General features: G+C 64.0%; 22 protein-coding genes, 4 tRNA genes and 1 pseudogene. 22 read left to right on the top strand and 5 right to left on the bottom strand.

Annotation, left to right across the window (positions count from 1 at the left end):
- Window positions 1-127 precede the first annotated feature (127 nt).
- From parE to RIE31_10985, 4 genes are all read right to left on the bottom strand, one after another.
- On the bottom strand, window positions 128-2209 hold the full coding sequence (parE, locus tag RIE31_11000) for a DNA topoisomerase IV subunit B (GenBank protein ID MEQ8641109.1): 2082 nt from the start codon (window positions 2207-2209) through the stop codon (window positions 128-130).
- Between the two features lie 192 nt (window positions 2210-2401).
- Complete coding sequence (locus RIE31_10995) at window positions 2402-2932, bottom strand: hypothetical protein (protein ID MEQ8641108.1); 531 nt, start codon at window positions 2930-2932, stop codon at window positions 2402-2404.
- 268 nt (window positions 2933-3200) lie between these two features.
- Window positions 3201-4610 (bottom strand): type I glutamate--ammonia ligase, encoded by a 1410-nt coding sequence (gene glnA, locus RIE31_10990; GenBank protein MEQ8641107.1) that lies wholly within the window; start codon window positions 4608-4610, stop codon window positions 3201-3203.
- A gap of 96 nt (window positions 4611-4706) precedes the next feature.
- Complete coding sequence (locus tag RIE31_10985) at window positions 4707-5045, bottom strand: P-II family nitrogen regulator (protein ID MEQ8641106.1); 339 nt, start codon at window positions 5043-5045, stop codon at window positions 4707-4709.
- A gap of 293 nt (window positions 5046-5338) precedes the next feature.
- Here RIE31_10985 and RIE31_10980 point away from each other — a divergent pair, with 293 nt between their 5' ends.
- The 4 genes from RIE31_10980 (at window position 5339) to RIE31_10965 (ending at window position 7715) form a co-directional block, all read left to right on the top strand.
- Window positions 5339-6538, top strand: a complete 1200-nt coding sequence (locus RIE31_10980) for an aminotransferase (GenBank protein ID MEQ8641105.1) — start codon at window positions 5339-5341, stop codon at window positions 6536-6538.
- Between the two features lie 15 nt (window positions 6539-6553).
- Window positions 6554-6970, top strand: a complete 417-nt coding sequence (locus tag RIE31_10975) for a VOC family protein (GenBank protein ID MEQ8641104.1) — start codon at window positions 6554-6556, stop codon at window positions 6968-6970.
- A gap of 17 nt (window positions 6971-6987) precedes the next feature.
- Window positions 6988-7491 carry a peptidylprolyl isomerase gene (locus RIE31_10970; GenBank protein MEQ8641103.1) on the top strand — a complete coding sequence of 168 codons (504 nt, stop codon included), beginning with the start codon at window positions 6988-6990 and terminating at the stop codon, window positions 7489-7491.
- A 147-nt stretch (window positions 7492-7638) separates the two neighbouring features.
- Window positions 7639-7715, top strand: a tRNA-His gene (locus RIE31_10965).
- Between the two features lie 45 nt (window positions 7716-7760).
- On the opposite strand, the gene RIE31_10960 is transcribed toward RIE31_10965, so the two are convergent.
- Window positions 7761-8624, bottom strand: coding sequence for a formate/nitrite transporter family protein (locus RIE31_10960; GenBank protein ID MEQ8641102.1), 864 nt, complete (start codon window positions 8622-8624; stop codon window positions 7761-7763).
- 72 nt (window positions 8625-8696) lie between these two features.
- Between RIE31_10960 and RIE31_10955 the strand changes: the two genes are divergently transcribed.
- The 18 genes and pseudogenes from RIE31_10955 (at window position 8697) to nuoF (ending at window position 25162) form a co-directional block, all read left to right on the top strand.
- Window positions 8697-8894 (top strand): hypothetical protein, encoded by a 198-nt coding sequence (locus tag RIE31_10955; protein MEQ8641101.1) that lies wholly within the window; start codon window positions 8697-8699, stop codon window positions 8892-8894.
- Window positions 8895-8899: 5 nt separating this feature from the next.
- Window positions 8900-10414 (top strand): NAD(P)H-hydrate dehydratase, encoded by a 1515-nt coding sequence (locus RIE31_10950; protein ID MEQ8641100.1) that lies wholly within the window; start codon window positions 8900-8902, stop codon window positions 10412-10414.
- Window positions 10415-10553: 139 nt separating this feature from the next.
- Window positions 10554-10832 (top strand): hypothetical protein, encoded by a 279-nt coding sequence (locus RIE31_10945; GenBank protein ID MEQ8641099.1) that lies wholly within the window; start codon window positions 10554-10556, stop codon window positions 10830-10832.
- 176 nt (window positions 10833-11008) lie between these two features.
- Window positions 11009-11093: transfer RNA gene (locus tag RIE31_10940), tRNA-Leu, on the top strand.
- 183 nt (window positions 11094-11276) lie between these two features.
- Entirely contained in the window at window positions 11277-12839 is a 1563-nt protein-coding gene (gene tig / locus RIE31_10935) for a trigger factor (protein ID MEQ8641098.1), read from the top strand.
- 61 nt (window positions 12840-12900) lie between these two features.
- Window positions 12901-13539 (top strand): ATP-dependent Clp endopeptidase proteolytic subunit ClpP, encoded by a 639-nt coding sequence (gene clpP, locus RIE31_10930; protein MEQ8641097.1) that lies wholly within the window; start codon window positions 12901-12903, stop codon window positions 13537-13539.
- Window positions 13540-13726: 187 nt separating this feature from the next.
- On the top strand, window positions 13727-14980 hold the full coding sequence (gene clpX, locus RIE31_10925; protein ID MEQ8641096.1) for an ATP-dependent Clp protease ATP-binding subunit ClpX: 1254 nt from the start codon (window positions 13727-13729) through the stop codon (window positions 14978-14980).
- A gap of 160 nt (window positions 14981-15140) precedes the next feature.
- Complete coding sequence (gene lon / locus RIE31_10920; protein MEQ8641095.1) at window positions 15141-17567, top strand: endopeptidase La; 2427 nt, start codon at window positions 15141-15143, stop codon at window positions 17565-17567.
- A gap of 184 nt (window positions 17568-17751) precedes the next feature.
- On the top strand, window positions 17752-18024 hold the full coding sequence (locus RIE31_10915) for an HU family DNA-binding protein (GenBank protein ID MEQ8641094.1): 273 nt from the start codon (window positions 17752-17754) through the stop codon (window positions 18022-18024).
- Window positions 18025-18219: 195 nt separating this feature from the next.
- Window positions 18220-18295 (top strand) — tRNA-Val (locus tag RIE31_10910).
- 270 nt (window positions 18296-18565) lie between these two features.
- Entirely contained in the window at window positions 18566-20107 is a 1542-nt protein-coding gene (locus RIE31_10905) for a PAS domain-containing sensor histidine kinase (GenBank protein MEQ8641093.1), read from the top strand.
- Between the two features lie 70 nt (window positions 20108-20177).
- Window positions 20178-20254 (top strand) — tRNA-Asp (locus tag RIE31_10900).
- Between the two features lie 164 nt (window positions 20255-20418).
- The gene (locus RIE31_10895) at window positions 20419-20784 is read left to right on the top strand and encodes an NADH-quinone oxidoreductase subunit A (protein MEQ8641092.1); all 366 of its coding nucleotides are present in this window, start codon (window positions 20419-20421) and stop codon (window positions 20782-20784) included.
- Window positions 20785-20852: 68 nt separating this feature from the next.
- Window positions 20853-21317: pseudogene (locus tag RIE31_10890) on the top strand (NADH-quinone oxidoreductase subunit B family protein).
- Window positions 21318-21406: 89 nt separating this feature from the next.
- Window positions 21407-22045: an NADH-quinone oxidoreductase subunit C gene (locus RIE31_10885; protein ID MEQ8641091.1), complete on the top strand. Its 639-nt coding sequence runs from the start codon at window positions 21407-21409 to the stop codon at window positions 22043-22045.
- Window positions 22042-23220, top strand: a complete 1179-nt coding sequence (locus tag RIE31_10880) for an NADH-quinone oxidoreductase subunit D (protein ID MEQ8641090.1) — start codon at window positions 22042-22044, stop codon at window positions 23218-23220. The genes RIE31_10885 and RIE31_10880 overlap by 4 nt, the downstream gene beginning before the upstream one ends.
- A complete protein-coding gene (gene nuoE / locus RIE31_10875) occupies window positions 23217-23879 on the top strand; it encodes an NADH-quinone oxidoreductase subunit NuoE (protein MEQ8641089.1) in 663 nt (220 codons plus the stop codon). The genes RIE31_10880 and nuoE overlap by 4 nt, the downstream gene beginning before the upstream one ends.
- Window positions 23879-25162 (top strand): NADH-quinone oxidoreductase subunit NuoF, encoded by a 1284-nt coding sequence (gene nuoF / locus RIE31_10870; protein ID MEQ8641088.1) that lies wholly within the window; start codon window positions 23879-23881, stop codon window positions 25160-25162. Before nuoE ends, nuoF begins: the two co-directional genes overlap by 1 nt.
- The last annotated feature ends 3 nt before the right edge of the window (window positions 25163-25165 follow it).

The raw sequence follows: 25165 nt of genomic DNA, 5'->3' as shown, positions 1-25165 counted from the left end.
TGCACCGGTCCGGTCCCTGCGGACCATCCTTGTGCCTAATATAGGCCGGTCGGCGGCGAGGACAAAGCGGGCGGGGAAATCATGGAAAACCGCCCCGTGCCGGTGCGCCAGCCGTTCGCTCGCCCGGCTACAGGTCAAGATTGCGGGCGAAGCGGGCTTTTTCCTGGATAAAAGCCAGACGCAGCTCCGGCCGGCGGCCCATCAGGGTCTCAACCATCCCCTCGGTGCCGGCGGCGATCTCCTGGCCGGTCTTGCGGCGCGGCCGGCGTCCGCCGGCCGGTGCATCGGCCCTGGCGTCGGGCACGGTCACCCGCAGCAGTGTCCGGCTTTGCGCCGCCATGGTGGTCTCGCGCAGTTGCGCCGGCGGCATTTCGCCCAGACCTTTGAAGCGACTGACCTCAACCTTGCCGTTGCCGGCAAACTCCGCCTGCATCAGTCTTTCACGGTCGGCGTCATCGCGGGCGTAGAGGATCTTCCCGCCGCGGGACAGGCGATAGAGCGGCGGCACGGCCAGATAGAGATGTCCGCCGTGAATTAGCTGCGGCATACGACGGTAGAAATAGGTCATCAGCAGACAGGCGATATGCGCTCCGTCCACATCGGCGTCGGTCATGATGATGATGCGTTCATAGCGCAGGGCCGCTTCGTCATAGTCACCGCCGCCGCCGCAGCCCAAAGCCTGTTCCAGGTCGGCCAACTCCTGATTTTCCCGCTGCTTGTCGGCCGAAGCACTTTCGATGTTGAGGATTTTGCCGCGTAGCGGCAGCACCGCCTGGGTGCGGCGGTCGCGCGCCTGTTTGGCGCTGCCTCCGGCGGAGTCGCCTTCCACCAGGAACAGCTCTGTGCCGTCGGCCCCGCCCACGGTGCAATCCGCCAGCTTACCGGGCAGGCGTCGCTTGCGTCCGGCGGCGCGGCGCGCGGCCTCACGGTCCTGCCGCCGGTTGAGACGCAACTCGGCCTGGGCAATGGCCCGCTCCAGCAGCAGGTCCGCAACCTTCGGGTCGGCGCTCAGCCAGTGGTCCAGGTGATCGCGCAGCACGGTTTCCACAAGCCGCGCCGCGGCCGGCATGCCAAGGCGCTCTTTGGTCTGACCCTGGAACTGGGGATCGTTAATGAACAGCGACAGGATGACGCCACAGCCGTCCAGTGCATCTTCCGCCGTGACGCGATCCGCCCGCTTGTTGCCGGTCAGTTCACCATAGGCTTTCAACGCCTTGGCCACCGCCGCCCGCAATCCCTGCTCGTGGCTGCCGCCCTCGCGGGTCGGCACGGTGTTGCAGAAACTGTGCAGAAAGCCGTCTCCCGACTCCGTCCAGGCGATAGCCCATTCCAGCCGGCCATCGTCATTCGGCAGGTCTGCCTCACCGGCAAACGGGGCCGACAGGGTGGTGCGTCCGGCCAGCTCATCCTGCAGATAGTCCCGTGGACCATTGGGAAAGCGAATTGTGTCTTCGGCCGGCGTCTGGCTCTTTGCCGCTAGTGTGGCGGGATCACACGACCAGCGGATTTCGACGCCGCGATAGAGATAGGCCTTGGCCCGCGTCATGGCATAGAGCGCGTCCGGCCGCAGGCGGGCGTCACCGCCGAAAATATCCGGATCCGGGTGAAAGGTGATCGTCGTGCCGCGCCGGTTGGCGGGACCGTTGGTTGATTTCAGCCGTGTCTTTGCCACGCCGCGCGAATAATCCTGGGTCCAGGTCTTGCCATCGCGGATCACCTCCACCCGCAGGCGGTCCGACAGGGCGTTGACGACGGACAGGCCGACACCGTGCAGGCCGCCGGAGGTCTTGTAGGCCTGGCCGGAGAACTTTCCGCCGGAGTGCAGGGTGGTGAGGATGACTTCCAGGGCGGAGCGGTTCTTGAAACGCGGGTGCGGGTCAACCGGTATGCCGCGACCATTGTCGCGCACGGTGACCGAGCCGTCGGCGGCGAGCGAGAACTCGATCCGGCTGGCATGGCCGGCGACCGCCTCGTCCATGGCGTTGTCGAGGATTTCAGCAGCCAGATGATGCAGCGCCCGTTCATCGGTGCCACCCACATACATGCCCGGCCGCCGGCGCACCGGCTCCAGGCCTTCCAGCACCTCGATGTCACGGGCCGAATAGCCGGCCGCACTCTTGCCGGGCGCACCTGCGCCGGCTTTCCTGGCGGTGCCTGCCGTGGCGCGGGGCCGGCGGCCGGATGCGGACTGATCAAACAGGTCGTTCATGGCGCGCCGTCAGTGTGGCTGGTGCGGGTCCGATTCCCGGAGCGCTACATATAGTGGCCACACCGCCAGAATACCACGGCATACGGTCGCGCATCAGGATGGCCCGGTGTGGCGCAGGCCTCGTCCCGGGCCATCCGGAAAGCCGCAGACGGGGCCCGCCGCAGACGGGGCCCGTATGGGCCGCCGTCGCCGTTACAGGCTGTTCTGCTCTTCCCAGTCGGCGATCAGGTTGTTCAGGAACTCCGCAACGAAGGTCTGAAACCGCTCACCATGATCGTTCACCGCCGAGGTGAAGATACGGCCGGAGTTCCACAACTCCACCCTGACAAAGGAATCGGCTGGCGGGTGGAAGTTCTCGCTTTGCGGCAGAGTGACCGTGTTTGAAATGCGTAGTGTGACTTCCATCCACGTGACGCAGACCGTGTTGTCATCAACCGGCAGAGTGATGAAGTAAACGACCAGTTCAGGGTCCCACAGGGCGTTCGCATAGTCGGTCGCCGCCAGACCGCCGGTCGCCAGCGTCAATAGGGCGGTCTGCCGTGTCCGCTCTTTATCGATGCCGCAGAAAGTGTCGTCGTCATCGGCGTCAACTACACTGACTCCGATCTGGCGCAGGCCGACCAGGGTAGGATCACTTTCCTGAGCAGCGACCGGAGTCGTCAGCAGCCCGAAAGTAGCCAGCATCACGCTGGCCAGAAGGCATCTCATTAGTGTGTCAGGCATGGATTACGTTCCTTGTGTAAAGCATCCGTCTGGTAGCTCGTACCAGGTGGTACCGGCCGACTCCGGACGTCGACGCATGGTGGCGCCGACACAAATCTAGTTCATTGCCGTGCGGGCTGTCTGCCCGCGCTCCACCCTGGCCCGGCCCTGTGGCGCAGTTGCGTTCGCCAGAGGGCCGCCGCTTGCCCGTCATGCGGCCATTATGAGGCCATATGGCGCAGGCGGCGGGTCGCGTCTGATGGTGCGCCTGGCTGGGCGCCGCCCGGCCTCAACTTGAGTAGTACATCTTGAACTCGATGGGGTGCGGCGCCGTTTCGTATGCATGAACTTCTTCCCACTTGAGCGCGCTATAGGCCTCAATCATGTCTTCGGTCATGACGTCGCCCTTGCACAGGAACTCGTGGTCATCGGCCAATGCCTCCAGGGCCTGGCGCAGAGAACCACAGACCGTCGGAACGTCCTTCAGCTCCTCCGGCGGCAGGTCGTATAGGTTCTTGTCCATGGCATCGCCGGGGTGGATCCGATTCTGGATGCCATCGAGGCCGGCCATCAACATGGCGGCGAAGGCCAGATAAGGATTGGCCGTGGGATCGGGAAAGCGCACTTCGACGCGCTTGCCGGCCGGGTTGGTCGCATAGGGTATTCGGCATGAGGCGGAGCGATTGCGCGACGAATAGGCCAGGAGCACCGGCGCCTCATAGCCCGGCACCAGGCGCTTGTAGCTGTTGGTGCTGGGGTTGGTGAAGGCGTTCAGCGCCCGGGCATGGCGGATGATGCCGCCAATATAGAACAGGGCTGTCTCTGACAGGTCCGCATAGCCGGTGCCGGCGAACAGTGGCTTGCCGTCACGCCAGATGGACTGGTGGGTGTGCATGCCGGAGCCATTGTCGCCGAAAACCGGCTTCGGCATGAAGGTGGCGGTCTTGCCATAGGCATGGGCCACCATCTGCACGGCATACTTGTAGATCTGCATGCCGTCGGCGGACTTCACCAGGGTGTCGAACTTGACCCCCAACTCGTGCTGGCTCGGCGCCACCTCGTGATGGTGCTTTTCCACGGTGACGCCCATGTCGGCGATGACGTCGAGCATCTCGGCCCGGATGTCGCTTCCAGAATCCACCGGCGGCACGGGGAAATAGCCGCCCTTGACCGGTGGCCGGTGGGCCATGTTGCCTTCCGCCATGACGCGGCCGGTGGCATAGGGGCCTTCCTCCGAATACAGCTCGTAGAAGGTGTTGTTCATGGCCACGTCAAAACGCACGTCGTCAAAGATGAAGAACTCCGCCTCGGGGCCGAAAAAGGCGGTGTCGCCCATACCGCTGGATGCCAGATAGGCCTCGGCGCGCTTGGCGGTGGAGCGCGGGTCACGGTCATAGGGCTGGCCGGTCGACGGGTCGATCACGTCGCAGAACAGAATCAGCGAGGTCTGCGCCGAGAAGGGGTCCAGTGTCGCCGCGCCGGCGTCCGGCAGGAGAATCATGTCTGATTCGTTGATCGCCTTCCAGCCGGCAATGGACGATCCGTCGAACATCAGGCCATCGGTAAAGGCGCTCTCGTCGAAGTTCGAAATCGGGTGGGCCATGTGCTGCCACTTGCCGCGCGGATCCGTGAACCGCAGATCGATATATTTGACGTCGTGGTCCTTGATCATCTGGAAGATGCTGTCGGGGCTGGACATTGAAGTGATTTCTCCTGATGCGAAGGGTCGGATGGGGCGGGGCCGCGGCCACCTGCCGGACCGGCGTCGGCCCGGCGAAAGCAGCGCGTGGCGCGATCAGATGGCGGTCTCGCCGCGCTCGCCGGTGCGGATGCGGATGGCATCTTCGATGGCGGTGACGAAGATCTTGCCGTCGCCGATGCGGCCTGTATGAGCGGCTTGCTGGATGGCCTCGATGGCACGGTCGGCAAGGGCATCGCTGACCACCACCTCGATCTTCACCTTGGGCAGAAAGTCGACCACATACTCGGCGCCGCGATAGAGTTCGGTATGGCCTTTCTGGCGACCAAAGCCACGCGCCTCCGTCACGGTCAGGCCAGACAGGCCGATTTCGCTGAGCGCCTCCTTCACTTCGTCGAGCTTGAAGGGCTTGATGATGGCTTCAATTTTCTTCATGGCCGACCTCGCACCGCGGATTATGCTGATGCGGGTCATAGCACTTCGCGGCGTCATGCAAGCGGGAATCGGCCTGGAGCGGGTGCCATGCCGTAAGGTATTGTGAACACGGTATTATTTCCAAACGGACCCGAGCATAGCGCATTGATTAAGCCTAAATATTAGGCATTTGCCACTAAATCGATCAACTGATGTCTTGTGGCGGACAGCAGGGTATCTCGTCTCGCCCGGAGGCCTGTGCTAGGGGGAGGGCGGCCGCGATGTGTCCGGCCTCCGGCGGCGGGCGAGCATCCATGAAACCGGCCAATACAGTCCTTTCCGGCTACGGAACCAGCGTCTTCGAGGTCATGAGCCGCCTGGCCATGGCCCATGGCGCGATCAATCTGGGCCAGGGATTCCCGGAGGATGACGGACCTGAGGATATCCGCCAGGTGGCCGCCGACAGCCTGTTTGCCCACTCCAACCAGTATCCGCCGATGCAGGGCCTGGCGGAGCTGCGTCAGGCGGTGGCCGATCATGGGGCGCGCCTCTATGGACTGACCGCCGATCCTGCCAGCGAGGTGCTGGTGACGTCCGGCGCGACCCAGGCGCTGGCCGCCAGCCTGATGGGACTGATCGAGCCTGGCGACGAAGTGGTCATGCTGGAGCCCCTGTTCGATACCTACATGCCGGTGGTGAGGCGGGCCGGGGGCGTGCCGCGGCTGGTGCGCCTGACGCCGCCGGACTGGCGCCTGCCGGAGGCGGCGCTGCGGGCAGCATTCTCCGAGCGCACCAAGCTGATTCTGCTCAACACGCCCATGAACCCCGCGTGCAAGGTGTTCAGCCGGTCCGAACTGACGCTGATTGCGGATCTGGTACAGCAGCACGATGCCCTGGCTGTATGCGACGAGGTCTATGAGCATCTGGTCTATGACGGCGCGCGGCACGTGCCGCTGATGACCCTGCCGGGTATGCGATCGCGGTGCGTGCGAATCGGCTCGGCCGGCAAGGCCTTTTCCATGACCGGCTGGAAGGTCGGCTACGCCACCGCCGCACCGCAGGTGCTGGCGCCGATTATCAAGGCGCATCAGTTCCTGGCCTTCGCCACGCCGCCACACCTGCAACGCGCCGTGGCCTTCGGCCTGGCCAAACCGGATGCCTATTTCCACGAGTTGCGCGATGGCATGGCGCTGCGCCGGGATATTCTGGCGCAGGGGCTGACCGCCATCGGTTTCGATGTCCTGCCTTGTCCCGGCACCTACTTTCTCAACGCCGGCTACCGGCCACTGGGCTTCAACGGCGATGACGAGGCGTTCTGCCGGCACATCACCGAAGAAGCGGGGGTGACCGCCGTTCCGGTTGCCGCCTTCTATGAAGCGACAGGCCCGGACGCGACGGGCCGGGACGTGACGGGCCGGTCGGCGGTCAATGGCTATGCCCGGTTCTGCTTCGCCAAGCGGCAGGATACCCTGACAGAGGCGTTGGATCGTCTGGCGCGCCATTTCGGTCACTGACGCGGGGTTTCCACAATGACAGAGCCGGCCACCCCCGCCCTCGACGGCCAGGTGACGTTTCTCTATGCCGACGATCCGGACGCCACCTGGCCGTTTTACGAAGAGGTGCTGCGCCTGCCCCTGGCCCTGGATCAGGGCCTGTGCCGCATCTATCGCACCGGCCCGTCGAGCTATCTTGGCGTCTGCGGCGTACGGCCCGGCCGCCAGAGCAACCCGGCCGGGGTCGTCGTGTCTCTGCTGACGGCGGATGTGGACGGTTGGCACAAGCGGTTGCAGGCGGCGGCCATAGTGATAGAAGGTCCGCCCGTCCTGCACAGAACCTTCAATGTCTACGGATTTTTCTTTCGCGATCCCAACGGCTATCTGCTGGAGTTTCAGGAGTTTCGCGATACCGCCTGGCCGGGGAACACGGCAGGCGATCAGAGGTCATGACACAGGGAGACCAAGCGATGGCAGTCGAGGCAACGGACGCGGCAAACGACGAAGCGGAAAACACCCTCCACATGGAACTGAAGGATGGCATGGTCGTCATTCGCATGCGGCCCGATCTGGCGCCCGGTCATTGCGCCCGGATCCGCGACTTGGTGCGGCAGAAATTCTATGACGGTCTGGCCTTTCACCGGGTGATCGATGGCTTCATGGCCCAGACCGGCGATCCGCGGGGCGATGGCACCGGTGGCTCCGGCCAGCGGCTGCCGGCGGAGTTCTCCCAGGAAGCGCATCGTCGCGGCACGGTTTCCATGGCCCGCTCGTCCAATCCCAACAGCGCCGACAGCCAGTTCTTCATCTGTTTTGCCGACCACAGCCACCTGGACGGTCAGTACACAGTGTGGGGGCAGGTGGTTTCCGGCATGGAGCACGTTGATTCCATCAAGCAGGGCAGCGGGGCCAACGGCATGGTGAGCGACCCCGACTGCATGATTTCGGTGCGGGTCGCGGCGGACGCTGCCTGAAGCCTGGCGGCCGCACAGCCGGGCACGGCTGCCGGGAGCCCCTGGTCCGGCGCATTGTGTCCTGCACATTGCGTCCGGCGCTTTGCGTATTGAGCCGGCGGTCGAGTCTCCCTATGTTTCCGGCATTCCGGTGTCCCGGGCGCCATGGCGGGTGTAGCTCAGTTGGTTAGAGCGCCAGATTGTGGATCTGGATGTCGTCGGTTCAAGTCCGATCACTCGCCCCAGCGCGCCTGTTTCCTGCCGTCCGGCGGCGGCAGTGGTCCGGCCGTTCAATCGGCAGAGCCGCCGGGCCGCAGATAAATCAGCCAGTAAATCAGCGCCACAAAGACGCTGCCGCCGACGATATTGCCGAGCGTGACGGGCAGCAGATTGGCCCACACGCCGGCCAGGCTGACCGACTGCGGCTGGTCGAACCAGGCGACCGCCAGGAAATACATGTTGGCGATGGAATGCTCGAACCCCAGGGCGACGAAGGCGCTGATGGGGAAGATGATGGCCATGATCTTGCCGGATGTGCGGCTGGTGGAGGTGCACAGCCATACCGCCAGGCAGACCAGCGCATTGGCCAGAACGCCGCGAGTAAAGGCCTCAACGAAGCCCAGCGACTGTTTGCTCTGGGCGATGGCCAGGGCGGTCCGGCCGACACCGCCGCCATCGAGCGACAGGATGCCCGACAGGTGAACCATCAGCGCGGTGGCCACGGCGCCGGCGAAGTTGGCGCAATAGACCAGCACCCAGTTGCGCAGCAGGGAAGCGGTGCCGACCTTGCCGTCAGCCCAGGCCATGGCCACCAGATTGTTGCCGGTAAAGAGCTCGGCCCCACCGACGATGACCAGCACCAGACCTAACGAGAAGGCCAGCCCGCCCAACAGCCGGCCCGGTCCGAAGCCCAGTTCATTGCCGGTCATGGTCAGGGTGAAGAGCATGGCGCCAAAGGATATGAAGGCGCCGGCCAGCAGCCCCAGGCACAGCAGCGGGACCAGGGGCATGCGGCCCTTGGCCACCCCCACATCGCGGACCTTTGCCGCCATCTCCGGCGGTGAGTAGGCTTCGACAAATCCGAAGTGCCGGGCCGGTTCCTTTTTGTTAGCGTCCGTGTTCGGGCGGGAGTCGGGGTCGGAGTCTGGGTCCATGGGGGAGGTCCGGTGTGTCGTGTGGCAGCGTGGCTGGCGATCAGCCACGCGAGTGAGGGAGGCTACAACGTCGTGACAATAGCATCACGCCGGCCGGTTGGCGGGGCCCTGAGCGCCATGCACCGGCGGATTGCCGATTTCGTCACCCGGCCCGGCGCATGGCGTCGGGCGCTGGTGGTGGTCGCGGCGGCAGTGCTGTTCGGCGGCGCCGCTTATGCGGTGGTGCAGGTCGCCGTTCGCCTGGGTGCCCCCTTCATGCCGGCGGGATAGGCACCATGACCGACAGCCACCCGGCCGCAGGGTTCGCCGGCCCCCACGGCTTGCTCAGCGCGGCGGACATGTATGCGGCGGACCGGTCAGCCGTGGCAGGCGGTATCTCCGGCTTTGACCTGATGGCGGCGGCCGGTCGCGCCGTCGCCCGTCAGGTCCTCGCCCACTGGGGCTGGCGGTCCACCGTTGTCTTATGTGGGCCTGGCAACAACGGGGGCGATGGCTTTGTAATCGCACGGATTTTATCTGAATCCGGTTGGCCTGTTTCAGTCGCGCTTCTGGGTCGGCCGGAAGCCCTGGGCGGCGACGCCGCGGCCCATGCGGCCTTGTGGCGGGGGCCGATCCGGGCTCTGGACCCGGCCGTGCTCGATGGTGCGGAACTGGTGATTGATGCGCTGTTCGGCGCCGGCCTCGACCGGCCACTGACTGGCATGGCGGCGGCGGTGGTCGGCCGCCTGTCCGCCCGCACGGTGCCGGTGGTGGCGGTGGATATGCCGAGCGGCGTCCATAGCGACAGTGGTGTTGTGCTTGGCTGTGCCGCCGCGGCGACCCTGACCGTCACTTTTGTCCGACGCAAACCGGGCCATCTGATCTATCCGGGCCGCCGGCTGGCCGGTCGTGTAATCGTCGCCGATATCGGCATGGCGCAGTCCGTCATAGAGAGCCTGGGGGCCGGGCACGGACCGGCCCAGGCAGTCAACCACCCGGACCTCTGGCGAACCCGGCTGCCGACGCCGCAGGCCGATGGCCACAAGTTCAGGCGCGGCCATGCCGCCATTGTCGCCGGTGACCGGATGACCGGCGCGGGCCGTCTGGCGGCGCTGGCGGCGCAACGGGCCGGCGCCGGTATGGTTTCGCTGCTGTGCCCGCCTTCGGCTGTGGCGCACTACGCCCAGGGCTTCGCGGCAAAGCTGGTGGCGCCGCTCAACGGACCGGCGGATCTGGTGCGCCTGATGGCGGAGCACGGCCGTAACGCCCTGTTGCTTGGCCCCGGCAACGGTATCGGTCCGGCAACCCGCGGGCATGTTCTGGCGGTGCTGGGCCTTGGCTTGCCCGCCGTGCTCGATGCGGATGCCCTGACGGTGTTCGCCGACGGTAAGCGGCGACTTTTCGCGGCCATCACCGGACCGGCGGTCCTCACCCCCCATCCGGGAGAGTTCCGCAGCCTGTTTGCGTGGACCGGCGACCGCCTGGCCGATGCCCGGGAGGCGGCCCGCCGGAGTGGCGCCGTTGTGGTGCTTAAAGGGGCGGACACGGTGGTGGCGGCGCCGGATGGTCGAGCCACCATCAATGACAATGCACCGCCGGACCTGGCCACGGCCGGCGCTGGCGACGTGCTGGCGGGGCTGGTGGTTGGCTTGCTGGCCCAGGGTATGGGGCCATTTGACGCCGCCTGCGCCGCCGTCTGGCTGCATGGCGCGGCCGCCGCAGCGGCAGGGCCGGGGCTGATCGCCGACGATTTGCCGGCGGCCGTGCCGGCGGTGCTGCGCGCCCTGCGTACGGGGCCTGATTTCGGCTGACCGGGCCGACCTTTGGTCAGCGTTGGGAGATCGTTAGTGTTTACTTAAAATATGTTTTAATTCCAGTGCGTTGCCACGATTCTCTTTACAGGTTATTAAAGGTTGGATTTCTATGCTTGTGGCATCGAAGGAGAGTGCGATGACCACGCTCGCCCGTCAGTTCTCCAGCTTGTTCACCCGTCGTGGCGGTCCGCCCGGCGCGGTAGAGATGGGCGCGCGCTATCGCCGCGTTCTGCCCAATCGCGTGATCGAGACGGCTGAAGTCCTGACCGTCAAGGGCGACGTCTATGGCATCCCCCATGTCACCTTCCGTCTGCGCTTTGAGCACCCGTCCAAAGGGTCCGTCCTCGACGGCCCCCGTGTGCTGGCTCTCTCGTCATTCGCCAGCCAGTATCCCGAACGGGTGAGCGGCGACTGATCCACAGCCGGCCGGAGTCGGCCGGTTTGCAGGCCGGGGTTCGTGCTACCAGGGCCAGGGCGCTGGCCGGGGCCGCGCGGCGCGGGTATTTGCCGTCTTCACGACTATGATATAGACAGCCGTTCGGCCGCCGCCGGACCGCTGGCGTACGGCCGGACCCGGACCCGCCGGGGTCTGCGGGCGTGGTGGAACTGGTAGACACGCCAGATTTAGGTTCTGGTGGCGAGAGCCTTGGGGGTTCAAGTCCCTCCGCCCGCACCAGCCGCGCCGTGACCCGTGCCGGGCCCTGTTTGGGCCTGGGTTTGGGCCTGTGTTCGAGGTGACGCCGCGCCGGGTGCTGGCGACGCGTCGGGTCTGGTGTAGGTATGAAGTGGGCAAGCCGGTCGTCATGGCCGGACGGAGAAACAACCGTCGGACAGCGACGGCCGCAGGAGCGCACGAGCCATGCAGGTGACCGAGACCCTGTCCGAAGGGCTTCGCCGGGAGTTCAAGATTGTGATTCCGGGCGATGACATCCGCCAGAAGGTGGAACAGCGTCTGACGGAACTGGCGACGACCACCCATTTGCGCGGGTTTCGGCCGGGCAAGGCGCCACTGTCCCTGATCCGTCAGCGCTTTGGCCCGTCCATCCGTGGCGAGATCGTCGAATCGACGGTCAGCGAGTGCAGCCAGAAGGCCGTGGCGGATAAGGCACTGAAGCCTGCCTCACAGCCGCGCATCGAAATCACCAGCTTCGCCGACGACGGCGATCTGGAATGTGCCCTGACCATGGAGATCATGCCGGAATTCGAACCGGTCGACCCGACATCCCTTGCGCTGGCCCGGCGCACCGCACCGGTCAGCGCGGAGCGGGTGGATGATGCGGTGCGGCAGTTTGCCGAGCGCAACCTGGAGCCGGCGCCCGTGACCGAAGCCCGCCCGGTGCAGGCAGGCGACTTTGTCATTGTGGACTATAGCGGCGAGGTTGACGGCGAGTCCGTGACCAACGGCGAGATCACCGACGCCCAGCTTGATCTGTCCAGTGAGTTCCTGCTGCCGGGCTTCGCCGACCAGGTGATCGGCCAGAGCGTCGGTGCGACGGTGGCGTTCACACTGCCCCTGCCGGAGTCCTATCCACGGGCGGAGCTGGTGGGCAAGCCGGCCAGCTTTAAGCTGACCGTCAAGGAAATCCGCCAGCGCGATCCGATTGTGCTGAATGAGGACCTGGCGAAGTCGCTGGGGATGGAGTCGCTGGAGGCGCTGCGCTCGATCGCCCGTGACAGCCTGACCCAGGAACATGCCAACGCCACCCGCAGCCAGCTCAAGCAGCAAGTGCTGGATCAACTGGCCGAGGCGCGCGACTTCGATGTTCCGCCGAGTATGTTGGACGAGGAGTTCGCCGGTATCTGGCGGCAGATCGAACAGGCTCGCGACAGCGGTACTCTGGAACCGGATGACGCGGCCAAGAGCGAGGAAGAGCTCAAGCAGGAGTATCGCGCCATAGCGGCCCGCCGTGTGCGCCTGGGCTTGCTGCTGGCCGATTTCGGCCGCCGCCAGGATGTGGAAGTCACCCAGGAAGAGCTCAACAGCGCGATCATGCGCCAGGCCAGCGCTTTTCCAGGCCAGGAGGCGCGGCTCTTTGAATGGATGCGCGAGAACCCGGAAGCGCTGGGTCGCCTGCACGCGCCGCTCTACGAGGACAAGGTGGTCGATGCCCTGATCGAGCAGGCGACCGTGACGGACGAGACTGTATCGCCGGAAGAGTTGTTCGGTATGCCGGGTGACGCCGCTCGCCCGGCCGGCCGCAAGCCTGCAGCCAAAAAGCCCGCAGCCAAATCAACCACGGCGAAGAAGACGACGGCCAAGGCGCCGGCGGCGAAGAAGGCCACTGCGAAGAAGACCGCCACGAAGACGGTTGCTAAAAAGGCGAGTACCAAGAAAGCCGTGGCCAAGGCGCCCGCCGGGAAGTCAGCCGCTAAGAAGAGTACCGCCAAAAAGAAGACTGCCGCAAAGACCGCCAAGCGCTAGCCCTGGTCCCCTGCTTCAACAGGACCAGCCTCCCCCAAGGCAGACCCCCAAGGAAAGACCCATGAGTGATCCTATCGATACCTACATGAACACCCTGGTTCCCATGGTGGTTGAACAGACCAGCCGCGGCGAGCGGGCCTATGACATCTATTCCCGCCTGCTCAAGGAGCGGATCATCTTCCTGGTCGGGCCGATCCATGATGCGGTGTCCAGCCTGATCTGCGCCCAGCTCCTGTTTCTGGAAGCGGAGAACCCGAACAAGGACATCAACATCTATATTAACTCGCCGGGTGGCGTGGTTACCTCCGGCCTGGCGATTTACGACACGATGCAATACGTCAAACCGGAAGTCGCCACGGTGTGCATCGGCATGGCCGCGTCCGCCGGATCACTGCTGCTGACGGCCGGCGCCGCCGGCAAGCGCCATTCCCTGCCTAACGCCAAGGTCATGATCCATCAGCCGTCCGGCGGGTTTCAGGGCCAGGCCACCGACATCGAGATTCATGCCCGTGATATCCTTGCCACGCGCCATCGTCTGAACCAGATCTACGCCGATCATACGGGTCAGTCGGTCGAGGTGATCGAGCGGGAAATGGAGCGTGACCGCTTCTTTACGCCTGATCAGGCCAAGGAATTCGGTCTGATTGACAAGGTTGTGGCGAAGCGGGAGGCCGGTGGCGACAGTGCCTCGGACGCATGAGCGGGCCTGCGGGCATATGAAGCGGGCCGGCCGGCTTAACCGTTTCTTGAGCCTGTCGGTGCCAGGATCGCTATCCCCAGACGGCCGGTCGAAGAGACTTTCGTCATTGTGTGGCCGGATGCGCTGCGTCTAACATGGCCGCTACGTCCATCGAGATGCATTTCGAAACGACGGGGTCGATAGGCTCATGAGCAAGACCGGCGGCGGCGACTCAAAGAACACCCTCTATTGCTCGTTCTGCGGCAAGAGCCAGCACGAAGTGCGCAAGCTTATTGCCGGGCCGACCGTGTTCATCTGTGACGAATGCGTCGAGCTGTGCATGGATATCATCCGCGAGGAGCACAAGTCGGCCCTGGTCAAGTCCAAGGACGGGGTGCCGACACCGCGTGAAATCTGCGACGTGCTGGACGACTATGTGATCGGCCAGAATCACGCCAAGCGAATCCTGTCCGTTGCGGTCCACAATCACTACAAGCGCCTGGACCATGGCGGCAAGGGCAGCGAAGTCGAGCTGGCCAAATCCAATATCATGCTGGTCGGCCCGACCGGTTGCGGCAAGACTCTGCTGGCTCAGACGCTGGCCCGCATCATTGACGTGCCATTCACCATGGCTGATGCCACCACCCTGACCGAAGCCGGCTATGTGGGCGAGGATGTGGAGAACATCATCCTCAAGCTGCTGCAGGCGGCGGACTACAATGTGGAGCGGGCGCAGCGCGGCATCGTCTATATCGATGAAGTGGACAAGATCAGCCGCAAGGCAGACAACCCGTCCATCACCCGCGACGTGTCGGGCGAGGGGGTGCAGCAGGCCCTGCTGAAGATCATGGAAGGGACGGTGGCCAGTGTGCCGCCGCAGGGTGGTCGCAAGCATCCGCAGCAGGAGTTCCTGCAGGTGGACACGACCAACATCCTGTTTATCTGCGGCGGCGCCTTTTCCGGCCTCGACAAGATCATCTCTCAGCGCACCCATGGCTCCGGCATGGGCTTCGGCGCCGACGTGACATCGGCCGACGAGCGGCGCATGGGCGACATCCTGAAGGATGTGGAGCCGGAAGACCTGCTCAAATTCGGCCTGATTCCGGAGTTCATCGGCCGTCTGCCGGTGGTTGCCACCCTGGAAGACCTGGACGAGGAGGCGCTGGTGCGCATCCTGAGCGAGCCCAAGAACGCTCTGGTGCGGCAGTATCAGCGGCTGTTCGAGATGGAAGGGGTGAAGCTGGAACTGTCGGAGGACGCCCTGAAGGCGGTGGCCCGCAAGGCGATCAGCCGCAAGACCGGCGCTCGCGGGTTGCGTTCGATCCTGGAGAATATCCTGCTCGATACCATGTTCGACCTGCCCAGCCTGGATGGGGTTGAGCAGGTTGTGATGAACGCCGAGGTGGTGGAAGGTCGGGCCGAACCGCTGCATATCTACGCAGAGCGCCAGACCAGCGCCTGAAGCCGGTCCTGTAGCCGACCGTGCCCCTGGGGGCGGTGTCTTTTTGCCAGCGCCAGCCCTGGATCGCTGGCAGGGGTTGATACTGGCCCGGCGGACACCAACTATATGCAGTGTCTGATTGCGGCATCCGGCCGTGGATCTATGCCCAGTGGAGGCCTTCTTGGAATCTGAGCGCGGTGTGCTTTACCCGATTCTCCCTCTCAGAGACATCGTCGTCTTTCCGCACATGATCGTGCCGTTGTTTGTCGGCCGCGAGAAATCCGTGCGGGCGCTGGACGATGTCATGAAGGACGACAAGCAGATCCTGCTGTTGTCGCAGAAAGACGCCTCCCAGGATGATCCCGGCGAGGACGAGATTTTCCGGGTCGGCACCATCGGCAGTGTGCTGCAGCTTCTCAAGCTGCCTGACGGCACCGTCAAGGTGCTGGTCGAGGGCAACCGCCGGGCACAGGTGGAGCGTTTTGAGTCGGGTCAGGACTTCTTTCAGGCCTATGCCACGGACATTGCCGAGGCGGATCGGGAGGGTGCTGAGTCCGAGGCGCTGGTGCGCGCGGTGGTCAGCCAGTTTGAGCAATACATCAAGCTCAACCGCAAGATTCCACCGGAAGTCCTAGTATCGATCAACCAGATCGATGAACCCGGCAAGCTGGCCGATACGGTTGCCTCCCACCTGTCGCTGAAGATTCCGGAAAAGCAGGAGCTGCTGGAGATCGGCAGTGTGCGGGAACGGCTGGAGAAGATTTACTCCTTCATGGAGGGCGAAATTGGTGTCCTTCAGGTGGAGAAGCGAATCCGTAACCGCGTCAAGCGGCAGATGGAGAAAACCCAGCGCGAGTACTATCTGAACGAGCAGATGAAGGCGATCCAGAAGGAGCTCGGCGACGGCGAGGACGGCCGCGATGAAGCCGCCGAGCTGGAGCAGCGCATCAAGAAGACCCGCCTTAGCAAGGAAGCGCGGGAAAAGTGCATGGCGGAGTTGAAGAAACTCCGTTCCATGAGCCCGATGAGCGCCGAGTCGACCGTCGTGCGCAACTATCTCGACTGGATGCTCGGCATTCCGTGGAAAAAGCCGTCGCGTACCAAGAAGGACATTGCCCTGGCCGAAACCGTACTCAACCGTGACCATTACGGACTGGAGAAGGTCAAGGAGCGGATTCTTGAGTATCTCGCCGTGCAGGCGCGGGTCGGCAAGATGAAGGGGCCGATCCTCTGTCTGGTGGGTCCGCCGGGTGTTGGTAAGACGTCCCTTGGCAAGTCCATCGCCGAGGCGACGGGCCGCAACTTCGTTCGCATGAGCCTGGGCGGCGTACGCGACGAGGCGGAAGTGCGCGGCCACCGCCGCACCTATATCGGTTCCATGCCCGGTCGTGTGGTGCAGGGCATGAAAAAGGCGAAGACGTCGAACCCTGTGTTCCTGCTGGACGAGGTGGACAAGTTGGGCGCCGACTGGCGCGGCGACCCGTCGTCGGCTTTGCTGGAAGTGCTGGACCCGGAGCAGAACAGCACCTTCAACGACCACTACCTGGAAGTGGACTATGACCTGTCCAGCGTGATGTTTGTCTGCACCGCCAATACGCTGCGCATTCCGCAGGCCCTGATGGACCGCATGGAAGTGATCCGCATCCCCGGCTACACCGAGGACGAGAAGGTAGAGATCGCCAAGCGGCATCTGGTGCCGAAGGTTCTGAAGGACCACGGCCTCAAGCCTGATGAATGGTCCATCGCCGACGCGGCCATGCTGGATCTGATTCGCCTCTACACGCGGGAAGCGGGTGTACGCAATCTGGAGCGGGAGCTGGCCGGTTTGATGCGCAAGGCGGTCAAGGAGCTTGCCCTGCGCAAGACGGCCGGCAAGAGCCATAAGGGGATTCGCCTGACCAAGGGCAATCTGGAGAAATATGCCGGCATTCCGCGCTATCGCCACAGCGAGGCTGAAGAAAAAGACCATGTAGGCGTGACTACCGGTCTGGCGTGGACGGAGGCGGGTGGTGAGCTGCTGTCTATCGAGGCGGTGATGCTGCCCGGCAAGGGAAAGATGATGATCACCGGCAAGCTCGGTGACGTCATGCAGGAATCGGTTCAGGCGGCGGCCAGTTTCGTCCGTTCGCGGGCCGTCAGCTTTGGCATCAAGCCGACCTTGTTCGACAAGCGCGACATTCATGTCCATGTGCCGGAAGGGGCGACGCCGAAAGACGGCCCGTCGGCCGGCGTGGCCATGGCGACTTCCATCGTGTCCGTGCTGACCGGTATTCCGGTGGTGCGTGATGTGGCGATGACCGGTGAGATCACGCTGCGCGGTCGTATATTGCCGATTGGCGGATTGAAGGAAAAGCTCATTGCGGCGTTGCGCGGTAGGATCAAGAAGGTTCTGATCCCCAAGGACAATGAGAAGGACCTGGCGGACATTCCGGACAATGTCAAAAAGGGCATTGAAATCATTCCGGTCACTGTTATTGACGAAGTGATCTCACATGCTCTGGTGCGGCAGCCGACTCCCATCGAATGGGACGAGGAGGAAGAGGAAAAGAACCGTTCGCAATTGCGCCGTCGTGGCGATGATGCGAGTGATGGCCTCCTCACTCACTAGGTGATTGCGAAGTCAAGCCGGAGCATCCTCAAAAAAGACCGTATTTCTGCGGTTTTTCTGGGGATAACGACGCTTTGCCATTTGACTGCGCGCGAATCCGCGATCTAGACTGCGCCGCGTCGGTACGGGCGGGTCTCAAGCGCCGTCTCAATACTTTTAATTCTTGAACACAGGGGGACAGTTCGTGAACAAGAACGATCTCGTTGCCGCCGTTGCGAACCAGTCGGGTATGTCGAAGGGTGATGCGACGAAAGCTGTTGATTGCATCGTCGACACTATCACCGGGTGCCTGAAGCGGGGTGATGAAGTCCGCCTCGTGGGCTTCGGTACGTTCAGTGTCACCAACCGCGCCGCTACCCAGGGGCGTAATCCCCGCACGGGTGAGGCCATTCAGATTCCGGCGTCCAAGCTGCCCAAGTTCCGGGCCGGTAAGGCGCTGAAGGATTCGCTCAACTAGCGCATCCGCATTGGCAATCAGGGCGCCGGCCGCGAGGCCGGCGCTTTTTTTGTAGCGCGGATTTTTTGTAGCACGGGAGGGCTTCCGCCGCTGGCGCCCGTCGGCGCCCGCCGCCCGTCCAGTACCGGACACGGGCCGCGGGCCTCGTCAGGTCGTCGCTCGGTGGCTAGGATAGCTTTGGTCAGGTGCGGCGGCGGGCGGTTAGCTCAGCTGGGAGAGCATCTCGTTTACACCGAGAGGGTCGGCGGTTCGATCCCGTCACCGCCCACCACGCCGGACCAACGCCCGTCTGCTCCTTTTCGTCTGGCCAGGTGACCAGCCGCCGAACGTCCTGGCCCCCGCCCGGTGCTTCCGCATTGCCAGATTCTGGCCGAGTCACTAATGTTCCCGTGTCCGCCTCGAACGCGACCGCGATAGCGAGAGTTTCCGCCAGCGTCGCGGCGGACGGGTATGGGGGTACCCAGACAGATGGGAGGCCGAAGGCTTGGCTCGGCGATTTGATATCGCATCGCTTGGTGTGACCAGGACAGTGTCCGGGTCCGTGGAAAGTGGTGGAGCAGATAACGCGGATGGTGCGGACGCTTTGGGGCGTGCCGGGCTTGATGTGCTGCTGGCTGCCGTTTTTCAGGCCGGTCCTGCTTTCTATGTAGCGCAGTGCAACGGTGACATCGTGGTTGCCAGCAACGCCTATCGTGAGCTCAGTCGCCACTTCGCCAAGGGTCAGGTGCTGGTTGATGAAACCTGGCGCGCCTTCGGCAACACGGTGGCCAAGCGGGCCATTCTGTGCCGCCAGGTGGCGCAGTCCGGCCAGCAGGTGAGCGTGCTGGAGCAGCTCACCATCGGCAATGCGACCTATGCTTATGACTCGGTCCACACGGCGGTACGCGACGAGTCCGGCCAGGTGGTCGGTGTCATGGGCACCTATCGCGACAGCACCGGGGAAGCACGGCAACGGACACGCGCCGCGGCCTTGGAAAGCCGGCTGGATGACATCACCCGGTCGATGACCGACTGGATTTGGGAAACGGACGCCGATTGGCGGCTTTGTCACGTGTCATCCAACATCACCCATGCGGTGGGCCTGCCCCCCGCCATGTTGCACGGCGTTGCACTGGCGGATATTGGCTCATTCGTCGATGGTGAAGGGGCGCAGCGCATCATTGCCAGCCACCGGCCATTCCGGGGTCTGGCTTTCGCCATCAAGGCGCCCGGCGGCGAGACGCGCACATTTCGTCTGAGTGGTGTGCCCGCTTTTGAACCGGCCAGCGGCCGCTTTGCCGGGTATCGTGGCACCGGTACCGACACCACACTGCAGGAGCGCGCGGCGGAAGCCATGCGCGTCGCCCGCGAAGAGGCGGAAATGGCCAGCCGTGGCAAATCGGAGTTTATTGCCAATATGAGCCATGAGTTGCGCACACCGCTCAACTCCATCCTTGGCTTCTCCGAGATCATCGGCAATGCGATGTTCGGTCCCATCGGCAATGCCAAATATAAGGAGTATGGCCAGCTCATCCATGAGAGCGCCAGCCACCTGCTGGACCTGATCACCGACGTGCTGGATTTCTCCCGTCTGGACGCTCACAAGCGCGAGCTGTTCGAGGAAGATGTGGACGTGGCCGATGTGGTGCGGCGGGTGGTGCGGTTGCTGTCGGAGCGGGCCCATCGTGCCGGTCTCGACCTCGATGTGCAGGCCCCCGAAAATCTGCCCAGCGTCTATGCGGATGAACGGGCCATCAAGCAGGTTCTCCTTAACCTGCTGTCCAATGCGGTCAAGTTCACGCCGCAGGGAGGTCGCATCGAAGTCGCGGTGATGGCTGACCCGTCCGGCGACCTGCTTATCGCGGTGAGCGATACGGGCATCGGTATTTCCCGCGACAAGCTGACCCACATCTTTGAGCCCTTCACCCAGGCGGACGCATCCTTGAGCCGCCGCTACGACGGCGTCGGCCTTGGCCTCCATCTGGCCCGTGGACTGATGCATCTGCACGGCGGTGACCTGTCGATTGACAGCGAAGAGGGCAAGGGCACCCGGGTCACCGCCCGGCTGCCCGCCGTCAGGGTCGGCCATCGGCGCAGCGCCTGACTTTCAGCCGCCTCGTTCAGGCCTGTTGTTGACAGGGTAGGGGGGCTGTTCTAATGAAACCGCCGACGCCGGGGGTGTAGCTCAGTTGGTTAGAGCGCCGGCCTGTCACGCCGGAGGTCGCGGGTTCGAGTCCCGTCACTCCCGCCATCCGTCGCCTGCAGGCGGCTGAAACCCCCGGTGGCGGGGAGTCCAGTTCTGGCTGGCCGCGCGTCGTGGCCCTTCGGTCGGATCGTCCGCCGGGCCAGGCATAGTCCACAGGCGATCTGTTGGCGCGTCGGGCGTCCTGTCGCCGGAAGAGGTTGAGACGCCAGATGGACAGCCTCCTCAGGGAATATCTGCCGATCCTGATCTTCTTTGCGCTGGCTCTTGGCATCGGCATGGTCATGGTGGCGGCCGCCTTTGTCGCCGGGCGGCAGAACCCCGATGCGGCGAAGATTTCGCCCTATGAGTGCGGCTTCGATGCTTTTGACGATGCGCGCGGCCGCTTCGATGTCCGCTTCTATCTGGTGGCCATTTTGTTCATCATCTTCGATCTTGAGGTGGCCTTCCTGTTCCCGTGGGCGATAAGCCTTGGCAATATCGGTCTGTTCGGCTTCTGGTCGATGATCGTGTTCCTCGGCGTCCTGACCGTCGGCTTTGTCTATGAGTGGCGTAAGGGGGCCCTGGAATGGGAATAGCCGGCACCCCAGCGACTGGCGAGGCGAAGACCGGGTCGTCTGCGGGCGATCTGCTTGATCCGCTGCAGGAGGTGGAAGAGCGCGGCTTTCTGGTGGCCAGCCTGGACAAGCTGGTGGGTTGGGCCCGTACCGGCTCGCTGTGGCCGATGACTTTCGGTCTGGCCTGCTGTGGCGTGGAAATGATGCATGCCTATATGAGCCGGTATGATCTGGACCGGTTCGGCGTCATGCCGCGGGGCAGCCCGCGGCAGTCCGATGTGATGATCGTCGCCGGCACCCTGACCAACAAGATGGCGCCGGCCCTGCGTCGGGTCTATGACCAGATGCCGGAGCCGCGCTGGGTCATTTCAATGGGATCCTGCGCCAATGGCGGCGGTCCTTACCACTATTCCTATGCGGTAGTGCGCGGCTGCGATCGGATCGTGCCGGTGGATATCTATGTGCCGGGATGCCCGCCCACAGCCGAAGCGCTGGTCTATGGCATCATGCTGCTGCAAAAGAAAATCCGCCGCGAAACACGCTTTCTGCGGTAGATCATCCCCTGTCCCTGTCCCTTCTGCCGGGCCCGTGTGGTCGGGCCGGCGGGCAGGGGTCTGAACTCAGAGCATCCAGGAGTTTCCGCTTGCCTCAAGACCCGGCCCTTCAGGAACTGTGCGATCAGGCCAGCGTGGTGCTGGGTCCGGCCGTGCTGTCGGCCGGTCTGGTCGGGCTGCCGGGGCGGGCCGAGGCGGTTCTTGTGGTGCGTCGTGAAGCCATCGCCGACGTGCTGCGCATACTGCGCGATGATTCGAACCTGAAAATGCAGCAGTTGATGGATGTTTGCGCGGTGGATTGGCCCGAGCGGCCGGAGCGCTTCGAAGTGGTCTATAATCTGCTGTCACTGCGCAATAACCAGCGCCTGCGGGTCAAGCTGACCACCGACGAGACGGTGCCGGTACCGTCTGTCACCGCGGTTCACCCGTCGGCCGGTTGGTGGGAGCGGGAAGTCTGGGATCTCTATGGGGTTTTCTTCAGCGACCATCCGGACCTCAGGCGCATCCTGACCGACTACGGCTTCGAAGGTCACCCCATGCGTAAGGACTTCCCTCTGTCGGGATTTGTCCAGGTGCGCTACGACGATTCGCAGAAGCGGGTCGTCACGGAGCCTGTCAAGCTGGTCCAGGCCTATCGCAACTTTGATTTCCTCAGCCCCTGGGAGGGCATGACGCGCGAAGTGGCGCGTGGCGACGACGGCGATGACGCCGGGACAGGCACAGCATGAATGATGCCGCTATCCGGCCGCTGACGCTCAACTTTGGCCCGCAGCACCCGGCCGCCCACGGTGTGCTGCGCATGGTGTTGGAGATGGATGGCGAGGTTGTGGAGCGGGCCGATCCGCATATTGGCCTGCTGCACCGCGGCACCGAGAAGATCATCGAGCACAAGACCTATACCCAGGCTGTGCCTTACTTCGACCGGCTGGACTATGTGTCGCCGCTTTGTCAGGAACATGCCTATGCCCTGGCGGTGGAGAGGCTGGCCGGTATCGAGGTGCCGGAACGGGCGCAGTACCAGCGGGTGATGTTCGCCGAGCTGACCCGCATCCTCAATCACCTGCTGGTGGTCTCCGCCTTCGCCATGGATGTGGGCGCGATTACGCCGCTGCTGTGGTGCTTCGAGGAGCGGGAGAAGATCATGGAGTTTCAGGAGGCGGCCAGTGGCGCGCGCTTCCATGCGGCGTGGTTCCGTCCGGGCGGTGTGCGGCAGGATCTGCCGGCCGGCCTGACCGACCGGATCGCCGCCTATATCGAAACCTTTCCGCGATTCATTGACGAGCTTGGCGACCTGCTCAACGCCAACCGGATATTCCGGCAACGCACGGTGGATATCGGCGTCGTGTCAGCGGAGGATGCGCTGGCCTGGGGCTTCTCCGGGCCGGTGCTGCGCGCCTCCAATGTGGCCTGGGACCTGCGTAAGGCGCAGCCCTATGACGTTTATGACCGCATGGATTTCGACATACCGGTGGGCCGCAACGGCGACTGCTTCGACCGCTATATGGTGCGCATCGAGGAGATGCGTCAGAGCGTCCGCATCGTCCGCCAGTGTCTGGAGCAGATGGCCGACGGTCCGGTCATGACCGATGACCCGAAGGTCTCGCCGCCAACGCGCCAGGACATGAAGCGGTCCATGGAAGCGCTGATCAATCACTTCAAGCTGTATACCGAGGGCTATCACGTGCCGGCGGGCGAGACCTACACCGCGGTCGAGGCACCCAAGGGAGAGTTTGCTGTCTATCTGGTGGCCGACGGCAGCAATCGGCCATACCGCTGCAAGATTCGGCCGACTGGCTTCGCCCATCTGCAGGCCATGGATTTTCTGTGCCGCGGCCACATGCTCTCCGATGTGGTGGCCATCCTGGGCAGTCTGGATATCGTTTTCGGCGAGGTGGACCGATGAGTGGCCCCGGCGTTCATCTGGTCTCCAACGGCGCCTTTGCCTTCGACGATGAACGTCAGGCGGAAGCACAGCGCATTCTTGCACGCTATCCGGCTGAGCGGCGGCAGAGCGCGGTGATCCCGCTGCTAGACCTGGCGCAGCGGCAGAACGGTGGCTGGCTGTCCCGTGAGGCAGTGGAGCATGTGGCCGTGCGTCTGGATATGCCGGCCATGCGCGTGACGGAGGTGGCGAGCTTTTATTCCATGCTCAACCTGGCGCCGGTCGGCCGCCACCTGGTGCAGGTCTGCCGCACGACGCCTTGCTGGTTGCGGGGCAGTGAGGCCCTGTCTGAAACGTGCCGTCGTACGCTTGGCATTGACCCGGGCGGGACCAGCGATGACGGCTGCTTTACCTTGATCGAGGTGGAATGCCTTGGCGCCTGCGTCAACGCGCCGATGGTGCAGATCAATGACGACTATTATGAAGACCTGACGCCGGACTCGCTTGCGCGGATTCTTGAGGCGTTGAAGCGTGGTGAGACCCCGCCGAGTGGTTCGCAATCCGCTCGCCAGGGGTCGGCGCCGGCAGGTGGGCCGACGGTTCTGGCCGGCGATCCGGTGGCCGCGGCCGGCGCCCGGGCGCAAGCCCGCCGCAAAAAGGGCCAGGAGGGCGATCAGTGATGTTGAAGGACCAGGATCGCATCTTCACCAATCTCTATGGCCAGCATGACTGGCATCTGGCCGGCGCCCGCGCTCGGGGCTGGTGGGATGCGACGGCAACCTTCCTCGCTAACGGGCCGGACTGGATTATTGACCAGGTCAAGGCGTCGGGTCTGCGCGGCCGCGGTGGCGCTGGATTCCCGGCCGGTGTGAAGTGGGGCTTCATGCCCAAAGAACCCGATCCGGCGCGGCCAAACTATCTAGTGGTCAATGCCGACGAGAGCGAGCCCGGCACCTGCAAGGACCGCGACATCATGCGGTGGGATCCGCAAAGCCTGATCGAAGGCACGCTTCTGGCCGGCTTCGCCATGCGGGCGCACACCGCATTCATCTATATCCGTGGTGAGTTCTTTCATGAGGCCCGTCACCTGCAGGCGGCCATCGACGAAGCCTATGACGCGGGCCTGCTGGGCAAGGATTCCTGCGGCTCCGGCTGGGCCTTCGACATTGTCCTGCACCGTGGCGCCGGCGCCTATATCTGTGGCGAGGAAACCGCCTTGCTGGAGAGTCTGGAGGGCAAAAAGGGCATGCCGCGTCTCAAGCCGCCATTCCCGGCCGGGGCCGGTGTGTGGGGCTGTCCGACCACGGTGAACAATGTGGAGACCATCGCCGTCGTTCCGGAAATCCTGCGTCGCGGTGCGGAGTGGTTCGCCGCGCTCGGCCGGCCGAACAATACCGGCACCAAGCTGTTCTGCATTTCCGGCCATGTTGAGCGGCCGTGCAATGTGGAGGAGGAGATGGGCATTCCCCTGCGCGAGCTGATTGACAAGCACGCCGGCGGAGTGCGCGGCGGCTGGAGCAATCTGCTGGCGGTCATACCTGGTGGATCGTCAGTGCCATGCTTGCCGGCCGGCACGTGCGGTGATCTGCATATGGACTTTGATACGCTGCGTGACATGAAGTCCGGGCTTGGCACGGCGGCGGTGATCGTCATGGACAAGTCGACCGACATCGTTGCGGCCATCGAGCGTTTGGCGCACTTCTACCAGCATGAGAGTTGCGGTCAGTGCACACCCTGCCGCGAGGGGGCCGGCTGGATGTATCGCATCATGCGCCGGATGGTGACGGGCGATGCGGAAATTGCGGAGATCGATCAACTGGAGCGGATCACGCGGCAGGTGGAAGGCCATACTATCTGTGCGTTGGGGGATGCGGCCGCCTGGCCCATTCAGGGCTTGATCCGTAATTTCCGGGGCGAAATGGAGCGTCGTATCCTCGCCCGCCAGAAGGCCCGGGCGGCCTAGGGA

It is taken from the genome of Alphaproteobacteria bacterium (genome assembly GCA_040218575.1).
GTDB lineage: Bacteria > Pseudomonadota > Alphaproteobacteria > JAVJRE01 > JAVJRE01 > JAVJRE01.
This window is presented reverse-complemented; position numbering and strand designations above follow the sequence as displayed.